Annotated in this window: 18 protein-coding genes; 5 read left to right on the top strand and 13 right to left on the bottom strand. The window is 41.9% G+C overall.

Going from position 1 to position 20,572, the window contains the following annotated elements:
- Positions 1–191: 191 nt before the first annotated feature.
- The 5 genes from J2S05_RS17475 to J2S05_RS17455 form a co-directional block, all read right to left on the bottom strand.
- Entirely contained in the window at positions 192–1,064 is an 873-nt protein-coding gene (locus tag J2S05_RS17475) for a cation diffusion facilitator family transporter (RefSeq protein ID WP_306985073.1), read from the bottom strand.
- Positions 1,065–1,163: 99 nt separating this feature from the next.
- Positions 1,164–1,364, bottom strand: coding sequence for a helix-hairpin-helix domain-containing protein (locus J2S05_RS17470; protein ID WP_306985071.1), 201 nt, complete (start codon positions 1,362–1,364; stop codon positions 1,164–1,166).
- A gap of 18 nt (positions 1,365–1,382) precedes the next feature.
- Positions 1,383–1,763 carry a VOC family protein gene (locus tag J2S05_RS17465; RefSeq protein WP_306985069.1) on the bottom strand — a complete coding sequence of 127 codons (381 nt, stop codon included), beginning with the start codon at positions 1,761–1,763 and terminating at the stop codon, positions 1,383–1,385.
- Positions 1,764–2,158: 395 nt separating this feature from the next.
- Positions 2,159–3,022 carry a glycine betaine ABC transporter substrate-binding protein gene (locus J2S05_RS17460; protein WP_306985067.1) on the bottom strand — a complete coding sequence of 288 codons (864 nt, stop codon included), beginning with the start codon at positions 3,020–3,022 and terminating at the stop codon, positions 2,159–2,161.
- A 338-nt stretch (positions 3,023–3,360) separates the two neighbouring features.
- Positions 3,361–5,292 (bottom strand): glycoside hydrolase family 127 protein, encoded by a 1,932-nt coding sequence (locus J2S05_RS17455; protein WP_306985065.1) that lies wholly within the window; start codon positions 5,290–5,292, stop codon positions 3,361–3,363.
- 153 nt (positions 5,293–5,445) lie between these two features.
- Here J2S05_RS17455 and J2S05_RS17450 point away from each other — a divergent pair, with 153 nt between their 5' ends.
- Entirely contained in the window at positions 5,446–6,387 is a 942-nt protein-coding gene (locus J2S05_RS17450; protein ID WP_306985063.1) for an AraC family transcriptional regulator, read from the top strand.
- On the opposite strand, the gene J2S05_RS17445 is transcribed toward J2S05_RS17450, so the two are convergent.
- The gene (locus tag J2S05_RS17445; RefSeq protein ID WP_306985062.1) at positions 6,356–6,535 is read right to left on the bottom strand and encodes a hypothetical protein; all 180 of its coding nucleotides are present in this window, start codon (positions 6,533–6,535) and stop codon (positions 6,356–6,358) included. The genes J2S05_RS17450 and J2S05_RS17445 overlap by 32 nt on opposite strands.
- A gap of 124 nt (positions 6,536–6,659) precedes the next feature.
- On the opposite strand from J2S05_RS17445, the gene J2S05_RS17440 reads away from it, so the two are divergent.
- Positions 6,660–7,610: an arsenic resistance protein gene (locus J2S05_RS17440; RefSeq protein WP_306985060.1), complete on the top strand. Its 951-nt coding sequence runs from the start codon at positions 6,660–6,662 to the stop codon at positions 7,608–7,610.
- A gap of 15 nt (positions 7,611–7,625) precedes the next feature.
- Here J2S05_RS17440 and J2S05_RS17435 read toward each other — a convergent pair whose 3' ends face one another.
- The 7 genes from J2S05_RS17435 to J2S05_RS17405 all read right to left on the bottom strand — a co-directional run bounded on the left by J2S05_RS17435 (position 7,626) and on the right by J2S05_RS17405 (position 17,775).
- Entirely contained in the window at positions 7,626–7,964 is a 339-nt protein-coding gene (locus J2S05_RS17435; protein ID WP_306985058.1) for an ASCH domain-containing protein, read from the bottom strand.
- 105 nt (positions 7,965–8,069) lie between these two features.
- The gene (locus J2S05_RS17430; protein ID WP_306985057.1) at positions 8,070–8,486 is read right to left on the bottom strand and encodes a PaaI family thioesterase; all 417 of its coding nucleotides are present in this window, start codon (positions 8,484–8,486) and stop codon (positions 8,070–8,072) included.
- Positions 8,487–8,507: 21 nt separating this feature from the next.
- Positions 8,508–10,187: a long-chain-fatty-acid--CoA ligase gene (locus J2S05_RS17425; protein WP_306985055.1), complete on the bottom strand. Its 1,680-nt coding sequence runs from the start codon at positions 10,185–10,187 to the stop codon at positions 8,508–8,510.
- A gap of 33 nt (positions 10,188–10,220) precedes the next feature.
- On the bottom strand, positions 10,221–11,993 hold the full coding sequence (locus J2S05_RS17420; protein ID WP_306985053.1) for an acyl-CoA dehydrogenase family protein: 1,773 nt from the start codon (positions 11,991–11,993) through the stop codon (positions 10,221–10,223).
- Positions 11,994–12,026: 33 nt separating this feature from the next.
- Positions 12,027–13,208 carry an acetyl-CoA C-acyltransferase gene (locus J2S05_RS17415; protein WP_306985050.1) on the bottom strand — a complete coding sequence of 394 codons (1,182 nt, stop codon included), beginning with the start codon at positions 13,206–13,208 and terminating at the stop codon, positions 12,027–12,029.
- A gap of 18 nt (positions 13,209–13,226) precedes the next feature.
- Positions 13,227–15,602, bottom strand: coding sequence for a 3-hydroxyacyl-CoA dehydrogenase/enoyl-CoA hydratase family protein (locus J2S05_RS17410; protein WP_306985049.1), 2,376 nt, complete (start codon positions 15,600–15,602; stop codon positions 13,227–13,229).
- A gap of 13 nt (positions 15,603–15,615) precedes the next feature.
- Positions 15,616–17,775, bottom strand: coding sequence for a heterodisulfide reductase-related iron-sulfur binding cluster (locus tag J2S05_RS17405; RefSeq protein WP_306985223.1), 2,160 nt, complete (start codon positions 17,773–17,775; stop codon positions 15,616–15,618).
- Positions 17,776–17,986: 211 nt separating this feature from the next.
- Between J2S05_RS17405 and J2S05_RS17400 the strand changes: the two genes are divergently transcribed.
- Genes J2S05_RS17400 through J2S05_RS17390 form a run of 3 tightly spaced genes read left to right on the top strand, consistent with a single transcriptional unit; the run spans position 17,987 to position 20,384 of the window.
- On the top strand, positions 17,987–18,574 hold the full coding sequence (locus J2S05_RS17400; protein WP_306985047.1) for a TetR/AcrR family transcriptional regulator: 588 nt from the start codon (positions 17,987–17,989) through the stop codon (positions 18,572–18,574).
- A 30-nt stretch (positions 18,575–18,604) separates the two neighbouring features.
- On the top strand, positions 18,605–19,372 hold the full coding sequence (locus J2S05_RS17395; protein ID WP_306985046.1) for an electron transfer flavoprotein subunit beta/FixA family protein: 768 nt from the start codon (positions 18,605–18,607) through the stop codon (positions 19,370–19,372).
- Positions 19,373–19,400: 28 nt separating this feature from the next.
- Positions 19,401–20,384, top strand: a complete 984-nt coding sequence (locus J2S05_RS17390) for an electron transfer flavoprotein subunit alpha/FixB family protein (protein WP_306985044.1) — start codon at positions 19,401–19,403, stop codon at positions 20,382–20,384.
- The last annotated feature ends 188 nt before the right edge of the window (positions 20,385–20,572 follow it).

The raw sequence follows: 20,572 nt of genomic DNA, 5'->3' as shown, positions 1-20,572 counted from the left end.
TATGGATTTTCAGCGCCTACTATTTCTTAACTTTTGTGCTTATATTCTATCTAAGCTCATGTCTATAATGTACTGTTCCCATTGATGGCAAGAAGGAAACATTATAGATCTAAATTTGTACTATGCACCAAGCATAGTACTTCTTCAACACAAAAAAACTAGAAGGTTTAACTCCTAGTTTGATCGTGCTTCTACTTATTATTCTGTACCTCATCCTCTGGCTCAGGATGAATAAATACTTCTGCACGTGGAAATTCTTTTTCTATTTTCTCTTCCATACGATCGCACAGATCATGCACATCTCCAATTTTAGTGTCAGACGCAACAACTAAATGAAAATCGATGTATTCCTGTGGCCCAGATCGTCTAGTTCTGAAATCATGAACTTCAATATATTCTTGATTAAAGGATTCAATGATAGCAAGGACCCCTGCTTCTTCATGTTCAGCAAGGCGGGAATCGATTAAAGGTGGGAAGGTTTCTTTCATTAATTTGAACGCTTCTATCATAATATAGATAGCAAGGACCATCCCAATGATGGAATCAAGAATATACCAACCTGTAAGTGAAACAAGCAGTAAGCTCACTGCAACCCCTAAAGACGTATACACATCTGTTAGAAGGTGAAGTGCATTTGATTTCATCGCCACGGAGTGAACTCGATCAGCTTCCTTACGTACCACTTTAGAGACAATGAAGTTAATTGTCGCACCGACAACCATCACAACGACACCTAGCATTGGCAGCTGAAGTGGCTCAGGATGCATAATCTTATGAACACATTCGTAAATAATCCAAATACCGGCCACAAAAATCAAGATGGTTTCTATGGTCCCCGAAACATTTTCTACTTTACCATGTCCATATGGATGAACGGAGTCAGCTGGTTTTTTTGAGATACGTACAGAAAAGAACGCAATTAATGAAGCCATTAGATCTAATGAAGAATGAATGGCCTCTGAGAGTACAGCCACTGAACCAGTGATAAGACCAACCACAATTTTTATCGCCACAACAAATGTGTTACTCATAACCGATAAAAAAGCAATTTTTGACGTTCTCATGACTACACCCTTTTCTTTGTCATTCCTATCGCACAAACACCTCCATTTAGTATTTACTCGTGTGTTCTAATCCATTCATTTTATTTGTATGCGAACCGCTCATTTTTTATTTGCAAAGATAAGACCTTTCTCTTGTAAGGCTTCCCGGAGAATTCGAACCGCCTTTGGTCCTACTCCATGAAGAGCAAGCAGTTCTCGCTCTGAGATGTCGGTTAACTGCTCCAAGCGTGTGTATCCAACTTCTTTTAATGCTCTCCGTGCTGGATTTCCTATATTATTTGGAAGGTCCACTAGATTCATTCGATGTTATCTCCTTTTTTAAGAAACGTGAATACTTGTTGGCTCTGCTTTTGCCTTCGATTCATCTGTAAAATAGATTCCGTTCCCTGATTGGTCAAGAGCACGTAACCAGAGTCCATCTGGCGTATCAGCTGGTTCTCCTAAAAATGTTAAGTGATCTTTATATTTGTTGAAAACCTGATTAACCGAAGGAACAAGAAAAACCGGCCCAGCAGCATCTCGACTTCCGTGCTCCACTTGTTCGACCATTAATTTCACTTCCGTTTCCGGGAGTAAAAATGCCACCGTCCCATCTCCTACACGCCATGCCTCCGAAAAACCAAGAGTATCACGATACAGCTCAACTGCTTTTGCGAGGTCTTGAACAGGAACAAATTGAAAAATAAGCTTTCCTTCCATTGTGTACGCCTCCTCTTGAATGGTAGAATCATTTCGCCGAATGCAATGTGCTTCTGACAGATTTTCTAAATGAAATTCATGAGTCCCTTGAACATCTGAATGGCTCTTAGTACTCTTTCTATACTTATTTCTTCATTCCTCTGTTCTATGTATTTTACTCGTACCTTCGTTCAGCATTTTTATTGTAGATTTTTAGCCCTGTTTGATGATATTTGCTCCTCTTTATTGATATCCACTACTCTTTACTGATTTCCGCTCCTCTTTGCTGATTCCAACTCCTCTTTACTGATCCCCGCTCCCCTTTACTGATTTCTGCTCCCCTCAAATACTATTCACCCCCTTTCCCACACAAAAAGCCGTCTCCAACTATGGAGACGACTCTTATTTTCAGCTATTTATTTCAGATCTTCTATTGAATCAATATCTACATATTCAGGCACGGCCAATCCAATTCGAGCGCCTTCTAAATTTGTACCGAGATCGACAATGTTGTCTTTATAATCCTCATAGTATGATCCGTGGGTCTTAGGTAACCAAGCACCAACCATCGCATCTGCATCACCTGTATCAACAGATGCCCACATAAACGCTGGCTCAAGCTGTGTTAATTCAACTGTGTATCCAATATTCTCGAGTACTTGTCCGATGACATGCGTAGATGCTGTCTCAGAATCCCAGGCAACATAAGAAAGTGAAATGTCACCACCTGATACCTCATCGACACCTTCTGTCCACTCAGATACTTTATCCTGATGCTCTTCTACCCAGCTCGAAGCTGCTTCAGTTGGATCCATTCCTTCAAAGACATCAAGCATAACAGCCCCAATGTCTTCTGGCTCCCAATAAAATTGATCTAGCACTGCAAATGCTTCTGGTGCATCTTCTTCAAGTCCATTCCGAGCAAAGGTATGGATGTTCTCTGTTTCACCATAGACACCCTTTGGATCATCTAAATATTTCAGGTCATAAGCCAGAAAGATCCAATGTGGGTATGAAGCCGTCACAATGATAGGTTCTTCGTTATCATAGGCATCACCCAATGCAGCTGTCATAGCAGGGTCCGAACTCGGCTGTAAATTGATATCCAATCCATATTCCTTAATTGCTTCTTCTGTGTTCATCATGACACCAGCACCAGGGTCTACACCCATAATTTCATCAATTTGCTGATCCGTTTCTCCACTTTCATTTGAACCAGAACATGCTGTTAATGCTAATACTGAAACAAAACCAACTGATACAATACGACGATAATTCAAGACTGACCGCTCCTTCTGATTGTTCATCCGTTACTTCCGACTATTCACTCTGCTTACTATACGTTTAATACCGATTTCAAACAATCGTGTAATAAGATGATAAAAGTATGTATTCTGTCCATGTAAGGTGAACTGCTTATACTGGCATAGACGGTTCGTATGTTTGCTCGCAGATACTATCGAATTATGTCGAACACGCCTTATTAAATTGTCCAATTCTACTGTTTCGCATACGTAAAAAGCATCGGCGTATCTTTCACCGATGCTTCACCAAAATATATGACTACCTCAATTCCTGGATGCCTACCGTAAACGCTTCATCAAATCCCTCCCTTTATTTACTCACCTTTTCGAATCCAAACAGCCATCTCACCTGTCTTTCGGTTAGCCCATGCATAATAAGGAACAGCTTGAAACGAGGTTTCCTTTCTTGTGACGGAGCCTTCCACCATGTAGAGCTGGCTCTCTAGACCTTCTGCAACCTCCGATCGAACGGCTTTTCCCTCAAGCACCATCACTCCCTGGAGTAATGTTTCATCAAATGAAGCCTCTATGGGTTGATCAGTCTGAATAGCTAAATCAGGAAGGTTTGATCCATTGTCTTCTTCCTCTAAACAATAAACAACGGGTCCACGCTGTAAGGCCACTTTTCCTGCGTTTACTCTTAATTCTGGATGCGCCTGCAGAATTTCGACCTGCATTGGAATGGATAGCTTCACTTGATCTCCACTCTCCCAATTTCGAGTGACGTAGGCATATCCATTATCAAGTTGTGACCCCGCTTCCTTACCATTAATCCATAGCTCATACGAATGAGCCCAACCTGGAATCCGAAAAGCTAACGTGAATGAACTAGAGCTCTCGAGGCTGACATCGAAGGTAACATCTCCATTCCAAGGAAAGTCGGATGTTTGCTTGATTTCAACCTTCTTCTCCCCCAGCTGTAAGACCGTTTCACTTCCAATGTATAGGTGGACAAATCCTATATTGTCTTTTCCCGAGTAAACGTACTTACCAACGGATGCAATTAATCTTGCTATGTTAGGAGGACAGCACGCGCATCCAAACCATGGCTGACGTTCTGACTTCACATGCTTGTAATCATGACGATGGTTTGCAGCCTTTGGCCATACCTCTAAAGGATTGACATAGAAGAACTTAGTTCCATCCAACTGAATGCCACTAATTGTTCCGTTATATAGCGCTCGCTCAATAATATCTGCATATTGACCATTTGGTGTTAGTTCGAGCATTTTCTGAGCCCAGAATACCAAACCAATGGATGCGCAGGTTTCCGTATATGCAAGATCATTTGGAAGATCATAATCAAAGCTGAAGGCTTCACCAAATTCTGCTGAACCAATTCCAGCCGTAATATATAGTTGTCGTTGCGTCACATTTGTCCAAAGGGTTTCGCATGTTTTTACTAGGCTCTGATCGTTTAACTCTTTTGCTAAATCAGCCATTGCAGTATACATATACACAGCACGAACAGCGTGCCCAGCAGCCTCTTTTTGTTCTCTGACAGGAAGATGAGACTGGGAATAGCTATAGCTATCATGAAACCAGCGATGGCTTTTCTCTCCACGATTCTCGGCTTCTTGATTGAAAAAATGTGGCTGTTCACCACGCGTGTCGATAAAAAATTGACACAGTCTTAAATAACGCTCTTCTTTTGTCACACGGAACAGCTTTAATAGAGCAAGTTCGATTTCCTGATGTCCGTCATATCCTCGTAACTTGCCTGGCTCTGGTCCAAATACAGTATCAACATAGTCAACAAAGCGACACATGACATCTAATAGTTTTCGCTTTCCTGTCGCTTCGTAATAGGCAACAGCGGCTTCTATAAAGTGTCCTCCTACATATAATTCGTGGTTATCACGTAAATTCGTCCATCTTTTCCCCGGTTCTTTTATCGTGTAATAGGTATTAAGATAGCCATCTGGCTGCTGCGCTCTACTCACAAGTTGAATCAATTCATCACACGTCTCTTCTAGCTGTTGATCCGGACGCTCTTCTAACGCATAGCCTACCGCTTCGATCCATTTTGCAACGTCACTATCCTGAAAAACAAACCCATGAAATTCACCTTCTGCATCACCTGCTGCAATCTTAAAGTTCTTAATCGCATGACTTGGAGCAGCTCCTTCCACCCGGTCGTTCAAAGCCTCCCATTGATACGGAATGACTTTATCTTTCACTAGATCGATGTATCGGTTCCAAAAGACATCATTAACGCTAACTGGATTCTTCTGCTTGATAGACATTTCCCATCATCCTTTTCACTTTTAATGAAATCGCTTACAATAAATACTATCAGACCTTTTACATGTTGTCGGTAGTTCAATCAAAACAATAGGTGGACTTTTTCACACTATTTATTTATTCATTCAGATAAAAAATATCAATGAGGTGAGCAGATGGAAGATAAATACTTAATGATTCAGGCTATGCAGCCAGTACAGTTTTCCTCAGCAGGGAGGGTAGAAACAACTAAACCTTTCTTACACCCAACTAGAAATCTTGACAGCTATGTATTGCTCATCGGTATTCATGGAAAAATGAGTATCGAGCAGCAGGGTCAACCATTTGATATTGTTCCTGGCAGTACGATGCTCTTAAAAAAAGATGAAGATCACCGTGGATTACTTTTTTCTGATGCACCGCTCTCCTACTATTGGTTTCACTTTTACTTAGAAGATAAGTATGCGGAGTATTTGTCACATACACAAATGAATGAGCAGATGGTGTCAATGATCCAGGAGCCTTCTAGTCAAACATTCAGCAATCACATTTATATCCCTACATTCTCTAAACCTACGAAGATTGAGCGATTAAACATTCTCTTTAATCAACTGTTAGATATTTCTCAAGCTGGAACGCACACTTACCTAGCTGCTAGCTACTTAATGACTTCCTTGCTCATCGAATTATCTAATCAAACGATCGAATCCTATACTTATGAGCAAAAACGCCATCCTTCTGATCATGATCTTTCACATATCATTGAATGGATTCGAGTTCATGCGGATCAAACGCAGTCTGTCCATGCGATATCTGACCAATTTAACTATCATCCTAATTATCTATCGCGACAGTTCAAGTCACAAATTGGCATGTCTCTGCAAAAATATATAACACTTGTTAAAGTCACAAAAGCCAAGGACCTGCTTTCACGAACAAGAAAAAGTATTCGTGATATCTCTTTATCTATTGGCATTGAGGACGAAAAATATTTTATGAGGCTATTCAAAAAATCCGAAGGCATCACACCCTCGGAGTTCAGAAAAGCATTCTATCGTATTCACTTAACCGACTTGGAACAAGCGGCTAGCCACGACAATAGGCAAAAGACACCATAAGGCCAACAATCATCACAAAGGTCAAAATCCGTGTGAGACAGCCTCCTTGTGTTAAGTTATTCCATCTACCAATCGTTGCTCGATCAATCGCTTCACCAATCGTCTCTTTCGTTTCTGGGTGTCTTTCATGATCATTCATTTTTTTCATAAAATTATCCTCCCAGCTTCTTATTCAAATCATTCATTTGTATATAAGCCACTCAATCTGTTTATTTTATGGCAAACTATCTAGTAATAGATTAATTATCTTAAATCAGTTAGGACTGTCCTATATGAATTCTCTTGAGAAGCTTCAAACGATCCTTATATTCGCAGCCGTTATGCTTGGACTAGGTTTAGGACAGATTTCCATTATCTCTTCGTACTCGGGTTCACTCATTATTCCATTTTTATTCATTATGTTATATGGACTCTTTCTAACGATTCCGCTTACTCATCTAAAAAAAGCCTTCATGCATAGTCAATTCCTAAGTATAAGTACGATCATTAATTTTGTTTGGACGCCTTTGCTTGCATGGGGACTTGGAGCTGTCTTTCTCTCAGATCATCCAGCTCTATGGATTGGGTTCGTTATGTTAATGGTAACTCCTTGTACAGATTGGTACCTGATTTTTACGTCGATTGCTAAAGGGAATGTCGCTCTCGCTGCATCTGTTCTTCCTATTAACCTCATTCTTCAAATGCTATTATTACCGGTTTATTTATGGATTTTCGCTGGCACATCTGGGACCATTTCGCTTTCTACAATTGGCGAAAGTGTGTTACTTGTTTTTATTTTACCTTTTGGACTTGCCCTGCTCACACGTTTGATTCTCAAAAAAAAGTCAGCTGTTTTAGAACAAAAGGTCATTCCTTTCTTCGCATCTGCACAGCTTATCTTTTTGTGCTTAGCCATTGTAGCCATGTTTGCTTCACAAGGCGCGTACCTTTGGTCAAATATGAATATATTGTATCTCTTACTTCTCCCTATCCTCTTTTATTTCATCATAAACTTTGGAGTGGCACAGTTAGTAGGAAAGTGTATGAAAATGCCTTACGAGGATTCTGTTAGCTTACATTTTACGATCATTGCGCGTAACTCCCCTGTTGCCTTGGCTGTTGCCATTACAGCTTTTCCCGATCAGCCAGTAGTGGCATTAGCTTTGGTCATCGGTCCGCTACTCGAACTACCCGTTCTAGCCATTGTGTCACAGGTCTTGCTTCGGATTAGACCATATAGATAGCTTGGAGCTTTCAATTTAAGATGGCTCCAGCTTAATCTTTATTGCAACCGCCCCCCATTTCTCTTCTTCATTTTTTGTATAAAATTTATAGGTTGCTTCAATCATTTCATCCATAGTCCATTGTTCACAATCCATATCGGCAAAAGGAATATCCTCATAAAGATTACGGAACGTATCGTATCGCTTTGTCTCTATTACGGTTGTTTTAAGCGATTCATTCTGATACACAAAAATAATGGTATCATCCGGTTGAATGTTTCGAATGGATTGATCATTTAAACGAATCTCTACTATTTTTCGACCGCTTTTAATAGAGTAAAACGGAAGATCATATAATTCTAATGTATAGTCCATAGTCATTCTCCTTTTTGTCCTTTATACCATACTAGTAAGTACAACACACTTTACCAAAACAAAAAAAGCCCACTCGTTTTTACGAGTTGAGCCCAATTTTGATTTTTAGCTTCTTCTAAATGTAGCTGTAGCAAACGCACAGATTTCCCCTGACTCGTTTGTCAACGTTCCCTCTGTAGTCATCATAGAATTTGATTCATGGACAACCTTTGCCTGGACACGCACCTTCTCTTCTTTTGCCGGAGCTAAATAATGAATGTTCAGGTTGGTGGTAACCATCTTGTCTTGTGGTTTGGACGACATTGCTAAGATCCCCATTGCACTATCTAGCATTGTAGCGTGAACGCCCCCGTGCAGAATACCGATGAGGTTCAAATGATGAGATTTGACATCAAGCTCAACTGTTACGCTTCCCTCCTTTAATTCAACCATTTTACATCCAACATGCCCCCAAAAAGTCTGCTCAGCAATTTCTGTGGCTTTCTCTAAAAAAACATCTCGTTCCGTTGATGTTTTTGACATCGTACTCCACTCCTTTTTAAATTACGCTTTTTTGTATTTGGCAAGCTCTTCTTCAACAACCTTTCGACGCAATGTCTTACCAATCAGTGTCTTTGGAAGTTCTTCTCGTACTTCGTAGCTACGAGGCACTTTATAGGCTGCTAACCTCTCACGGCAAAAACGATCAATTTCTACCTCATCTACCTTTGCGCCTGTCTTTAATACTAAAAAGGCTTTTACGGTTTCACCGCGATACTCATCTGGAATCCCAGCTACTACAGCATCCATAATTGATGGATGCTCAAACAGAACTTCTTCTATTTCCCTAGGGTAAATGTTAAATCCTCCTGCAATAATGATGTCCTTTTTTCGGTCCATAATATAGAAGTACCCTTCTTCATCTACTTGTGCCATATCCCCTGTATAGAGCCATCCGTCTTTTAATGTACGTGATGTCTCCTCCTCTGCATTCCAATAACCTTTCATCACCTGAGGCCCTCTAATGACTAGTTCACCCACCTCACCAATGTCTAAGTCCTCTCCTGTTTCCGATTGAATGATTTTTGCTTCTGTGTCCGGAAAAGGAATACCAATGGAACCCAGTTTTCTTTTTTTCCATATGTTATTGGCATGAGTAACGGGTGAGGTCTCAGTTAATCCGTAGCCCTCTGTCAACTTGCCTCCTGTAATGGCTTCAAATTTTTCTTGGACTTCCCCCGGTAATGGCGCTGCCCCACTTATACAAATATTGATAGAGGATAAATCATACTTCTGGATATCTGGGTGATGAAGTAAGGCAATATACATTGTGGGTGCACCAGGAAAAATGGTAGGTTTCATTTTATCGATCATCTTCAATGTGGTCTCAGCATCAAATTTCGGCAGCAGAATGATCATTCCAGCTTGGAGCATGGCGAGGTTCATCAATACGGTCATACCAAACACATGAAAAAAAGGAAGTGCCGCTAAATACCGTTCCTTACCTTCTTCCGTTTGATACGACCACGCTTTTGTTTGATGAGTGTTTGCGATTAAATTATAGTGAGTCAACATCACGCCCTTTGACACACCCGTGGTTCCACCTGTGTATTGAAGAAGAGCGAGATCTTTCTCTGGATCTACTTCCACTAAAACAGGTGTATTTGGCGATTCGGCTAAACGTCGCTTAAAGGAATGCTGTGTAGTGGAATAATCTACTTTTGTGGATAGTCCATCTTTCTTTAATGTAAGCGGATACAACATATTCTTAGGAAAAGGTAAGTAATCCTTAATCGACGTAAAGATCGTCTGTTTTACTTCTGTTTTGTGAAGGACTTTATTTACTCGTTTAGATAGGATGTCTAATGTTATGAGAAGAGTCGATCCAGAATCATTCAACTGATGCTTTAGCTCTCGTTCGGTATACAAGGGATTCGTTTGCACAACGATGGCACCGGTGAGTAATGCACCGTAATAAGCAATGACGGCTTGCGGGCAATTAGGTAGCATAATTGCTACCCGATCACCCTTCTTCACACCAAGGTCCTGTAACGAGTTGGCCAATCGATAGGTCGCATCTAAAAGCTGTTTGTAGGTTAGCTTTTTCCCTAAAAAAAACAAGGCATCTTTTTCTGGATGTCTTTCTGCGCTGTCTATTAAGAACTGTGCCAAATGCTGCTTTGGGTATTCATAGGTTGGTTGGACTTCCTGTGGATAATGGGTTAACCAGACTTTGTCCTGCATGATCAACACCCCTTTTTTGGTGTTATACTCGTTTTACACAACATACTTACTTGAATACGCGACTTTTTCAGCGATTTGACGTTTCCTTGCAGTCAGATTGATCGGCGTTCTACGACCGAGTTTTTTAAGCACAGATAGTTGAGTTCGCAGGGTATCTCCTGATTCCATAGATGCAATGGATTCTTTAGCTAATGATTCAATGACATCAAACGCTTCATGTACGGCAATTTCGGTCATCGCAATGGCGTTGGCTGCCTTTTCTTCCCCTCGCTTATCAATCAGTTGCTTTGTGCGGGCAAAGGCACTTTCGATAGCAAATACCTGGATCATCATGTCGGCTAGGTGACTAAGGATTTCCTGTTCTTTTTCTAAATCAAGCTGATATTTCTGAACGGCTTGACCGCCAACCATCAGGAACATCTTTTTAGCCATGGCAATCAGATGGGACTCTTGTTCAAGTGTTCCATCAAATGTTCTACCTGGCACCATAGATAGTAATTCAGATTGTAGAGCTTGCGCTTTTTCCATTAGCGGTAATTGACCTTTCATCGCACGTTTGATTAATGTGCCTGGGATTAATAAACGGTTGATTTCGTTGGTTCCTTCAAAAATACGATTAATTCTTGAGTCACGGTAAATCCGCTCAACCTTATACTCTTGAATATAACCGTACCCTCCATGGATCTGCACACCTTCATCCGCAATAGAATCTAATGTTTCTGAGCTAAACACCTTATTAATGGAGTACTCCAATTGATACTCGGCAATCGCTTTTGCAGAAACCACCCCTGCATCTGGTTTGCTGAAATCAATGTCTTTCATCGCATCATCCATTAATCCAGCCGTCCGGTAGACCATACTTTCAAGGAGATACGTTTTAACATTCATCTCTGCTAACTTTTTTCCTACAAGTGGAAAGGAGGAGATTGGACGTCCAAACTGAGTCCGCTCGTTGGCATAGTTAGCTGATAACTCAATAGTCTCCTTTGCCGCCCCTACACTACCAGCAGCCAATTTGAATCGACCAATATTTAAGATGTTAAACGCAATTAAATGACCTTTACCCACCTCCCATAATAAGTTTTCAGCTGGTACTTTGACTTCTTCTAGAATCAACGGGCATGTGGAAGAGCCCTTAATTCCCATTTTCTTTTCTTCAGGTCCGATGCTCACACCGTCCATCGTTCGTTCTACAATAAACGTACTGAAATGCTCTCCATCTACTTTTGCATAAACGATAAACACATCTGCAAATGCTGCATTCGTAATAAACTGCTTCGTACCTGACAGTGTGTAATAGGATTTGTCTTCAGAAAGAACCGCATTTGCTTTTGCTCCTTGAGCATCAGAACCGGAAGATGGCTCCGTTAAACAATATGCTGCAATTTTTTGACCTGAGGCAAGCTCGGGAAGATAGCGTTTCTTCTGCTCCTCCGTACCAAAATACACAATCGGTAACGTACCAATTCCAACATGCGCTCCGACAGATAAGGCGAAAGAGGACGCTTTTGATAACCGTTCGTTAATTAACGTCGAACTGACTTTATCAAGCTCCAGACCCCCGTACATTTCCGGAACATCCGCTCCGAGTAATCCAAGGTCGCCTGCCTTACGAATTAAATCAACGGTCAGATCATAATCTAATGTCTCAAGTTGCTCATCATGAGGCGTGACTTCACCCTCAACAAAATCTCGTGTGGTATCAGCAATCATCCGTTGCTCATCCGTTAGCTGATCCGGCGTTACGACCGTTGGATAATCCACATCCTCAATAATAAAGCTCCCACCAGTTACTGATTTTAACATTCTAAACAGCCTCCTAACGTTTAGTAGCCTTCATTAAGCATGAACTTCAAGTACACCTGCAGCTCCCATTCCACCACCGATACACATTGACACAACCCCATAACCGCCTCCGCGTCGCTTCAACTCGTGAATAAGGGTTGCGGTAAGTTTTGCCCCCGTACACCCAAGCGGATGGCCAAGCGCGATTCCTCCTCCGTTCACATTCACTTTGTCCTCATCAATCTCCAATTCACGAATAATCTGCAGACACTGAGAAGCAAACGCCTCATTGATTTCAAATAAATCTACGTCCTTTTGACTAATACCTGCCATCTTTAAGGCTTTAGGAATTGCTTTGATTGGCCCAACTCCCATTATTTCCGGCTCAACACCCGCTACAGCAAAAGACTTGAATGTAGCAAGGGGTTCTAGTCCTAATTCTTCCGCTTTCTCTCTACTCATCACCACACAAGCAGACGCCCCATCACTCATTTGTGATGAATTTCCTGCTGTAACCGATCCATCTCGTTTAAATGCTGGCTTTAATCCTGCTAAAATTTCACTCGTTGTATCCCCTCGAATTCCCTCATCCTCATCAAATACATAGGACTCTTCCCATCGTTTTCCCTCTTCTGTCACACCACTTTTTGACGTATGAACGGGGACAATTTCCTCTTTAAAATATCCTTTTTTTGCAGCTTCATAGGCTTTACGATGACTTTTTGCTGCGAAGGCATCCTGGTCTTCACGTGACACATCAAACCGGCTTGCTACCTCTTCAGCAGTAAAGCCCATACCCATATAGGCTTCGGGCATCTCTTCTGCAATTTTTGAATGCGGAGAGAACTTAAACCCTGTCATCGGCACATGACTCATACTCTCTACACCACCTGCTATCACAACATCGGCGTGACCAAGCATCACTCGTTCAGCCGCAAAGGCAATGGACTGAAGTCCCGATGAACAGAATCGATTGATGGTTAACGCGGGAGTTGTTACAGGAAAACCAGCATATAACGAAATGATCCGAGCAACATTTAACCCTTGTTCTCCTTCAGGCATTGCGCAGCCTAGAATGACATCCTCCACGTCTTCCTTCTTTAGACCTGGCGCACGTTCCATTACTGCTTCAAGAACAGCTCTACCTAGATCCTCCACTCTCGTTTCGGCCAAACTCCCTTTTTTCGCTCTACCTGCCGCGGTCCTTGCGGTTGAAACAATTACTGCTTCTTTCATGTGGTTTCACCTCTCCTCTTAATTACGTAGTGGCTTTCCTTTACTGAGCATATGCTGCATGCGCTGCTGGGTTTTTAATTCACCGCACAAGCTGAGAAATGCTTCCCGTTCCAAATCAAGCAAGTACTGTTCACTAACTAAGGTTCCTTGAGGTACATCTCCACCTGCTAATACGTGAGCCAGCTTACCGGCTATTAAGACATCATGGTCACTTGCATACCCAGCCATCTGCATCTGCCTGGCACCAAGCTTCATCATTGCTTTTCCTTCTCTGCCTGTAACGCGAATTCTCTCAGCAGCTTTGGGTGCATAATGTTGTGCATGTTTTAATGCTGCTTGTTTTGCCTCATAAATTAAATGCCCTTCGTTCATGACCAGTCGATCGGATTCACTCATATAGCCTAGCTTCTTCGCATGGGCAGCACTTGTTGAAACCTTTGCTGTAGCAATCGTTTCAAATACACGGTTAATTTCAGACTGCACATCACGATCTGCTGGAGTCGATTCTGGACTGACACGCAGCATGTATTCCTTACATCCACCACCTGCGGGAATTAAACCAACACCAACCTCTACTAATCCATAATACGTTTCTGCTGAAGCCACCACTTGATCTGCCGGAAGACATACTTCTACTCCTCCGCCAAGTGCCATTCGGTGTGGTGCAGCAATGACCGGTTTCTCAAAATGCTTGAGATCATACATGGTGTTTTGAAACATCCGAATGATTTGATCAACCTCATCCCACTCCTCGTCCTGTGCCTCCATAAGAAGAATCATGATATTGGCTCCGACACAGAAGTTTCGACCTTGGTTGGCGATAACAAGCCCTTCAAAGTTTTGCCTCACTTCCTCTGTTGACTGCTGAATCATCGTGAGGATATCTGAACCAATTGCATTATTGGGCGAGTGAAATTCTAGACAGGCGATGCCATCGCCAAGATCAATGAGGCTCGCTCCGCTGTTAGAGAGTACAACTTTGTTTTGCTCTTTTAATGATGACAAGTGAATTTCTTCCGGTGCATATTCCAGTTCATTTAACGATCCATTCGCATAATAAAAAGTTGTACCTGCTTTTTGACTATAAAAGGTTTGATTGCCCTCTTCTATCCAAGCCTTCACCCAGCTAGGTACTGTGAGTCCTTCTGATTCCATGCGCTTGACCGATCGTTCCAGTCCAATCGCATCCCACGTTTCAAATGGACCAAGCTCCCAGTTAAAGCCCCACTTCATCGCTTCATCAATCTCCACAATTGAATCCGCAATCTCACCTACTTTTTCAGCTGAATAAATCAACATATGCTTTAATACATTCCAGGCTAATTCAGAGTATTTGTCGCCACCTCCAAGTAGCGCTTTTAGCTTTTTCTGTGTACCCTTCGCAAGCTTTGCCGCTTCAAGTGATGCTCCCTTTGGTCTTGTGGATGGCGCGTATTCATACGTAGTGAGATTTAATGAAAGAATTTGTTTCCCTTTATCTGTTTTTACCTTTTTATAAAATCCTTGGCCTGCTTTCTCGCCTATCCAACCTTTCGAAACGATGTCCTCAAGCAGCTGTGGCACCTTAAATATTTCCTTTTCTGATGTGTTGGTGAGTTTTTCATGTACATTATTGGAGACAAAATAAAAGGTATCAATTCCGACCAGATCTAATGTGCGAAATGTTGCACTTTTTGGCCTGCCCATCGCCGGACCAGTGACCGCATCTACTTCTTCAATCGTAAAATCACCCTCAATCATCTCGTTTAATGTCACGAGCATGCCTTGAGTTCCAATTCGATTGGCAATAAAGTTTGGCGTATCTTTGGCGCGAACTACTTTTTTTCCTAACTCTCGTTCGCAGAACTGTTTCATTTCATTGATGATTTCTTGCTTTGTATATTGACCGGGGATAATCTCAAGAAGCTTCATATATCTTGGTGGATTGAAAAAGTGAGTGCCTAAAAAGTGTTCTTGAAACTCCTGACTACAATGAGCAGCCATTTCATTTATCGAGATCCCAGATGTATTGGAGCTGACAATGATGCCTTTCTCCCATACCTGCTCTAACTTTTTATAGAGTTCTTGTTTAATAGAAAGATTCTCAACAACTACTTCAATGACCCAATCAACTTCTTTTATTCGGCTTAGATCATCTTCTATATTTCCCGGTGTAATGAGAGAAGCCGCCTGTGGATTAAAAAAAGGAGCCGGATTCACCTTCTGTAGCTTTTTAATGGCAGAAGCAGCTAATTGATTTCGATAAGAAGCAGTATTGATATCAACTCCCGTTTGTTCGTTTGGTACGATATCTAAAAGTAACGTCGGAATTCCTGCATTAGCAAGGTGTGCGGCTATACTTACCCCCATCACACCTGATCCGATGACCGCTGCTTGCTTAATGGTTTTTCCCATACAACGTAACCTCCTATGAATGAATAGCCGAGTCTTCTTTTGCTTCACCAAACACTGCAAGATCTAGAATCTCGGCAATATCCTTGGTTTTTACTTCTTCCACTTCTGTTGATTTTGTGCCATCTGCAAGCATCGTAAGACAGAATGGACACGCGCTGCTGATAACAGTCGGATTCACTGCCAGCGCCTGCTCTGTGCGAGCTATGTTGACTCTCTTGCCTGCGGTTTCTTCCATCCACATCATTCCACCTCCAGCTCCACAGCACATTCCGTTCTCTCGATTACGATTCATTTCAATCACATCAACACCTTGAATAGCTCGGAGAATATCACGAGGCTGATCATAGATATTGTTGTATCTTCCGAGGTAGCAGGAATCATGATAGGTAATACGTTCATTTAGCTCGTATTTAGGTACTAACCGTTTTTCTTTAATTAATTGATCAAGTAACTCTGTGTGATGCAAAACTTCCACATCAACCAAACCAAAGTCTGGATACTCATTTTTGAATGTGTTGTAGGTATGTGGACAAGCTGTGACTATCTTTTTCACGTTATACTTTTCAAAGATTGAGATATTCTCCGCGCAAAGCTCTTGAAAAAGCAGCTCATTGCCCATCCGCCTTGGCGTATCACCAGAGTTCTTTTCTTCATTTCCAAGGATCGCAAAATTAACTTGAGCTTTATTCATCAGCTTGGTAAGTGATTGCGATACCTTAATACTGCGATTGTCAAAGGACCCCATGGAGCCAACAAAATAGAGAATCTCAAAGGTTGGATTTTCTTTCACAGTTGGAACATCGTTTAGATCTGTTTCCTCTGTCCAATCCGCTCGACTATTTCGATTAATACCCCACGGATTACTTTGGCGTTCGATATTCTGCATCGCACGCTGTCCATCAGTCGGGACACTGCCTTCCATTAATACTAGGTGACGTCTAAGGTCAATAATTTTATCCACATGTTCATTTCCAACTGGACACTGATCCTCACAGTTTCGACAGGTCGTGCAAGCCCAAATTTCGTCCTCTGTCATAACATCACCAATGAGATTCAGCTCCCGGACATCCTTACCTTCTTGCGTCCACATTTGCTTTTGCATCTGAAGCGTCGGTTCAATATTCGTATTTGCACCCTGACTCCAATCATAGGTTGTTGCATGTGAATCTGATAATTGCACACTATGAGTGGCTGGCTGTGGAAAAGCAAAAGCAGGTGTCCATGGTGTTTTTGACGTAACGGCTCCTTTTTCAGTTAGATGATCGCGAAGCTTGACGATTAGATGCATAGGAGACAGGAGCTTTCCGGTACTCGAAGCCGGACAAACATCCGTGCAACGTCCGCACTCTACACAGGCATAATAATCAAGCATTTGTTTCTTAGTAAAATCCTCAATCTTACCGACTCCAAACGATTCAGCTTCCTCATCCTCAAGATCAAGCTTCTGTAGTCTTCCTACTGGATCTGTTCTTCCAAGCATGATATTGATTGGTGCAGTAATGAGATGAAAATGTTTTGACTGCGGTACATAGATCAAGAAGGTCAAGAGAATCACTAGATGAACCCACCAAAAGAAGTAGAACAATATTGCCCCGACTGTTGTTCCTGCCTCACTAAATGGGGCCGCTATCATGGATGAAAGTGGTGCGTACCAGGACGCCTCCATTCCGTGGTACACTCGTTCAAATCCGAGTGTTCCTAAAACTGACAACATAAGAGAAAGAATCAGAAATACGACGATACTTGGCTTCCAGCCTTTTTTAAGTCTAGGTAGCTTTTCTCCGTAACGACGATAAGCTGCGTAACCAACGGCAAGAAAAATCAAAAATACGGTCACTTCCTGCGTAAGAACAAACACGTCATACCCTGGGATCGGCAGCCCCTCACTTCCAAATCCTTTGACGATGATGTCTAATGCACCAAATTGAAGAATGATGAATCCATAAAAAACAATAAGATGCATCAAGCCACTTTTTGGATCTTTCATTAGCTTGGTTTGACCAAACACTTGAACTGCAAAAACTTTTAAGCGTTTGCCAACATTCTTTTCTACCTTCACCGATTTCCCCAACTTCACATTGAGGTAGCGGCTATACATCACCACAGCAAACAAATACAAACTGAAAACGCTTACAAATAGAAATGCAAATAACTGAGTCCATTGCCAAACCATAAGAATCAGTCCTTTCATGGAGGAATAGACAGCTCCATCCAAGATTTCACGATTTTCACCTTATCATCAGGATATTACCTCCTATTCGCAAAAAGACTACAAAAATCGCGTTTCGCTTTCATTGACATACTCTTGAATTTCGAATAAGATAGTAAAAAATGAATGACTATTCATTCATTGATTAGTTGAATCTTACCATCGAGGTGTAACCATGACAAGTAGAAAAAAAGAAAAATATCACCAAATCCTTGACGCAGCTGTAAAAGTTTTTGCAGAGAATGGCTATCACAAATCTCAAGTTTCAAAGATTGCTAAGGTTGCCGGTGTGGCAGATGGGACCATTTATCTTTACTTTAAAAACAAAGACGACATTCTCATTTCCTTGTTTCAAGAGAAGCTTGGCGAACTCGTGGAGAAATTTCATACTAGCCTAGAGCATATATCTAATGCAGAAGAAGCGATTCGAACCATCTGCCATATTCATTACACGGAACTTGAAGGCAACATCGACTTTGCGTATGTGACTCAGATTGAGCTTCGCCAAAGCAATATGGAAATGCGTGTGGCCATTGGGCAAGCTGTAAAACCTTATATTCAACTTCTCGAGAGCGTTGTTAATCAAGGCATTAAATCAGGACAGTTCCGAGCTGATCTAGACGTAAAGCTGACTCGCTTACTTTTATTTGGTGCAATGGATGAAGTGGTTACAACATGGTTAATCTCAGGTCAAAAGTATTCTCTATCTGAACAAGTGGATAAGTCCGTTGAATTCTTTCTAAAAGGCTTAAAAGCAACCTAGTACATGTAGATTCTGAAAGGAGACTGACAGATGAATATCATTGTGTTGTTAAAGCAGACGTTTGATACCGAAGAAAAAATTACAATTGAGGATGGCGCCATCTCAGAGGATGGTGTCCAGTTTGTCATAAATCCCTATGATGAATATGCCGTTGAAGAAGCCATCCAGCTTAAGGATCAAACAAATGGAAGCGTTTACGTGGTTTCGATAGGGCCAGATCGTTGTGCAGAAGCCTTGCTAACAGCTTTAGCCATGGGAGCAGATGAGGCGATCTTAATTAACGATGATCGCATTGAAACAGATGAAACTGGCCTTTCTAAAGTATTAGCTGCCTATCTGAAAACACAATCCTACGATGTCATTTTAGGAGGATATTTCTCAGTTGATAATGGCGCTGGTCAGGTCAGTATTCGTTTAGCCCATCTCTTAGACATTCCTCATGTAGGCTCGATCACCGAGCTAAGTATTGAGTCAGATAAGGCATTCGTTAAGCGTGATGCAGAGGGTGATACAGAAGAAGTTGAAGTCTCTCTTCCCGCCTTATTCACGGCCCAACAAGGACTTAATGAGCCTCGTTATCCAAGTCTACCAGGTATTATGAAGGCTAAGAAAAAGCCATTTACAACCCTTACGCTTGACGATCTTAACCTCTCAGAGGATGAGCTTACTCCCAAAACAACACGATTTGATCTAGCACTGCCAGAGAAACGGCAGGCAGGACAGCAACTAAAAGGTGACCCGTCCGAACAAGTTAAACAGCTGGTTGAACAACTGAAAAGCAAATCAACAATCTTTTAATCGCCACTATTAAAAGGAGGTCTTTCATATGACATCAAGTATTCTTGTTGTTGCCGAACACCAGAACGGAAGCGTAAAGCAAGTGACGTATGAAGCCATCTATGCAGCCAACCAATCGACAACCGAAGAACATACGATTCATCTCGCTATAATTGGCTATGAGGTTGGTTCTTTAATAGACGAACTAAAGAATAGCGGCGTAGAAACCATTTATTCAATCGATCATGAAGAATGCCAGCATTACAATCCTGAAGTCTATAGCCGAGCCCTTATGCAAATCATTGAACAATCTCAATGTGAAGGTGTGATTTTTGGGCATACAACCATCGGACGGGACCTCTCTCCAATCATCTCAGCCAATCTTGACGCTGGCCAAATATCTGATGTCACAGCGATTCATCAAACGGGAGATCAAATTCTCTTTACCCGTCCCATCTATGCTGGAAAAGCATTCGAACAAAAAGCATTCACACGTACACCATGGGTTCTCACCATCAGACCAAATAATATCCAAGCAGTAGAGGATACCGAAACAACTGCTGAGAACCAGGTAATTGAGTACAACCGACCTGACTCTCTCCGAACAGTGATTAAAAATGTTGTTCAGAAATCAACCGGAAAAATTGACCTCGCTGAAGCAAAAGTCGTCATAGCCGGTGGGCGAGGTGTGAAAAGCACAGACGGATTCAAACCTCTTGAAGACTTAGCGCATGTACTCGGTGGAGCAGTTGGAGCCTCCCGCGGAGCATGCGATGCCGATTACTGTGATTATGCCCTGCAGATTGGTCAAACCGGCAAAGTAGTCACACCCGAAGTCTACATTGCCTGTGGAATTAGTGGCGCCATTCAACACGTAGCTGGCATGAGCCAATCCCGGTTAATCATCGCCATTAATAAAGATCCCGAAGCACCAATCTTTAAGCTTGCTGACTATGGTATTATTGGTGACTTATTTGAAGTCGTACCCCTCTTAACAGAGGAATTTAGAAACGCCTTATCTAGTAAGGTTTAACGCTGAAAAGCCCCCTTTGGAAAGATGGGGGCTTTTTTCGATTCTTTATTTTTTGGGGTCGGTTATTCTCGATGTATTTTCTTCTGTTACCGATGTATCTGGGGGCTTCCTGATGTATTTCTTCTCTTTTACGGTGTATCGGAGGTCTTCACGATGTATTTTCCCCTTTTCCCGATGTATCTGGGGGG

The sequence above is a fragment of the Alkalicoccobacillus murimartini genome (assembly GCF_030813245.1).
Taxonomy (GTDB): domain Bacteria; phylum Bacillota; class Bacilli; order Bacillales; family Bacillaceae_D; genus Alkalicoccobacillus; species Alkalicoccobacillus murimartini.
Note: the sequence above shows the minus strand (reverse complement) of the source record. Positions and strands in the feature narration are given on the sequence as shown.

What these genes read in the sequence shown, in the direction of transcription:
- J2S05_RS17475 (WP_306985073.1), bottom strand. Translation starts at nt 1,064, where the DNA reads ATGAGAACGTCAAAAATTGCTTTTTTATCGGTTATGAGTAACACATTT.
- J2S05_RS17470 (WP_306985071.1), bottom strand. Translation starts at nt 1,364, where the DNA reads ATGAATCTAGTGGACCTTCCAAATAATATAGGAAATCCAGCACGGAGA.
- J2S05_RS17465 (WP_306985069.1), bottom strand. Translation starts at nt 1,763, where the DNA reads ATGGAAGGAAAGCTTATTTTTCAATTTGTTCCTGTTCAAGACCTCGCA.
- J2S05_RS17455 (WP_306985065.1), bottom strand. Translation starts at nt 5,292, where the DNA reads ATGTCTATCAAGCAGAAGAATCCAGTTAGCGTTAATGATGTCTTTTGG.
- J2S05_RS17450 (WP_306985063.1), top strand. Translation starts at nt 5,446, where the DNA reads ATGGAAGATAAATACTTAATGATTCAGGCTATGCAGCCAGTACAGTTT.
- J2S05_RS17445 (WP_306985062.1), bottom strand. Translation starts at nt 6,535, where the DNA reads ATGAAAAAAATGAATGATCATGAAAGACACCCAGAAACGAAAGAGACG.
- J2S05_RS17440 (WP_306985060.1), top strand. Translation starts at nt 6,660, where the DNA reads ATGAATTCTCTTGAGAAGCTTCAAACGATCCTTATATTCGCAGCCGTT.
- J2S05_RS17435 (WP_306985058.1), bottom strand. Translation starts at nt 7,964, where the DNA reads ATGGACTATACATTAGAATTATATGATCTTCCGTTTTACTCTATTAAA.
- J2S05_RS17430 (WP_306985057.1), bottom strand. Translation starts at nt 8,486, where the DNA reads ATGTCAAAAACATCAACGGAACGAGATGTTTTTTTAGAGAAAGCCACA.
- J2S05_RS17425 (WP_306985055.1), bottom strand. Translation starts at nt 10,187, where the DNA reads ATGCAGGACAAAGTCTGGTTAACCCATTATCCACAGGAAGTCCAACCA.
- J2S05_RS17420 (WP_306985053.1), bottom strand. Translation starts at nt 11,993, where the DNA reads ATGTTAAAATCAGTAACTGGTGGGAGCTTTATTATTGAGGATGTGGAT.
- J2S05_RS17415 (WP_306985050.1), bottom strand. Translation starts at nt 13,208, where the DNA reads ATGAAAGAAGCAGTAATTGTTTCAACCGCAAGGACCGCGGCAGGTAGA.
- J2S05_RS17410 (WP_306985049.1), bottom strand. Translation starts at nt 15,602, where the DNA reads ATGGGAAAAACCATTAAGCAAGCAGCGGTCATCGGATCAGGTGTGATG.
- J2S05_RS17405 (WP_306985223.1), bottom strand. Translation starts at nt 17,775, where the DNA reads ATGGTTTGGCAATGGACTCAGTTATTTGCATTTCTATTTGTAAGCGTT.
- J2S05_RS17400 (WP_306985047.1), top strand. Translation starts at nt 17,987, where the DNA reads ATGACAAGTAGAAAAAAAGAAAAATATCACCAAATCCTTGACGCAGCT.
- J2S05_RS17395 (WP_306985046.1), top strand. Translation starts at nt 18,605, where the DNA reads ATGAATATCATTGTGTTGTTAAAGCAGACGTTTGATACCGAAGAAAAA.
- J2S05_RS17390 (WP_306985044.1), top strand. Translation starts at nt 19,401, where the DNA reads ATGACATCAAGTATTCTTGTTGTTGCCGAACACCAGAACGGAAGCGTA.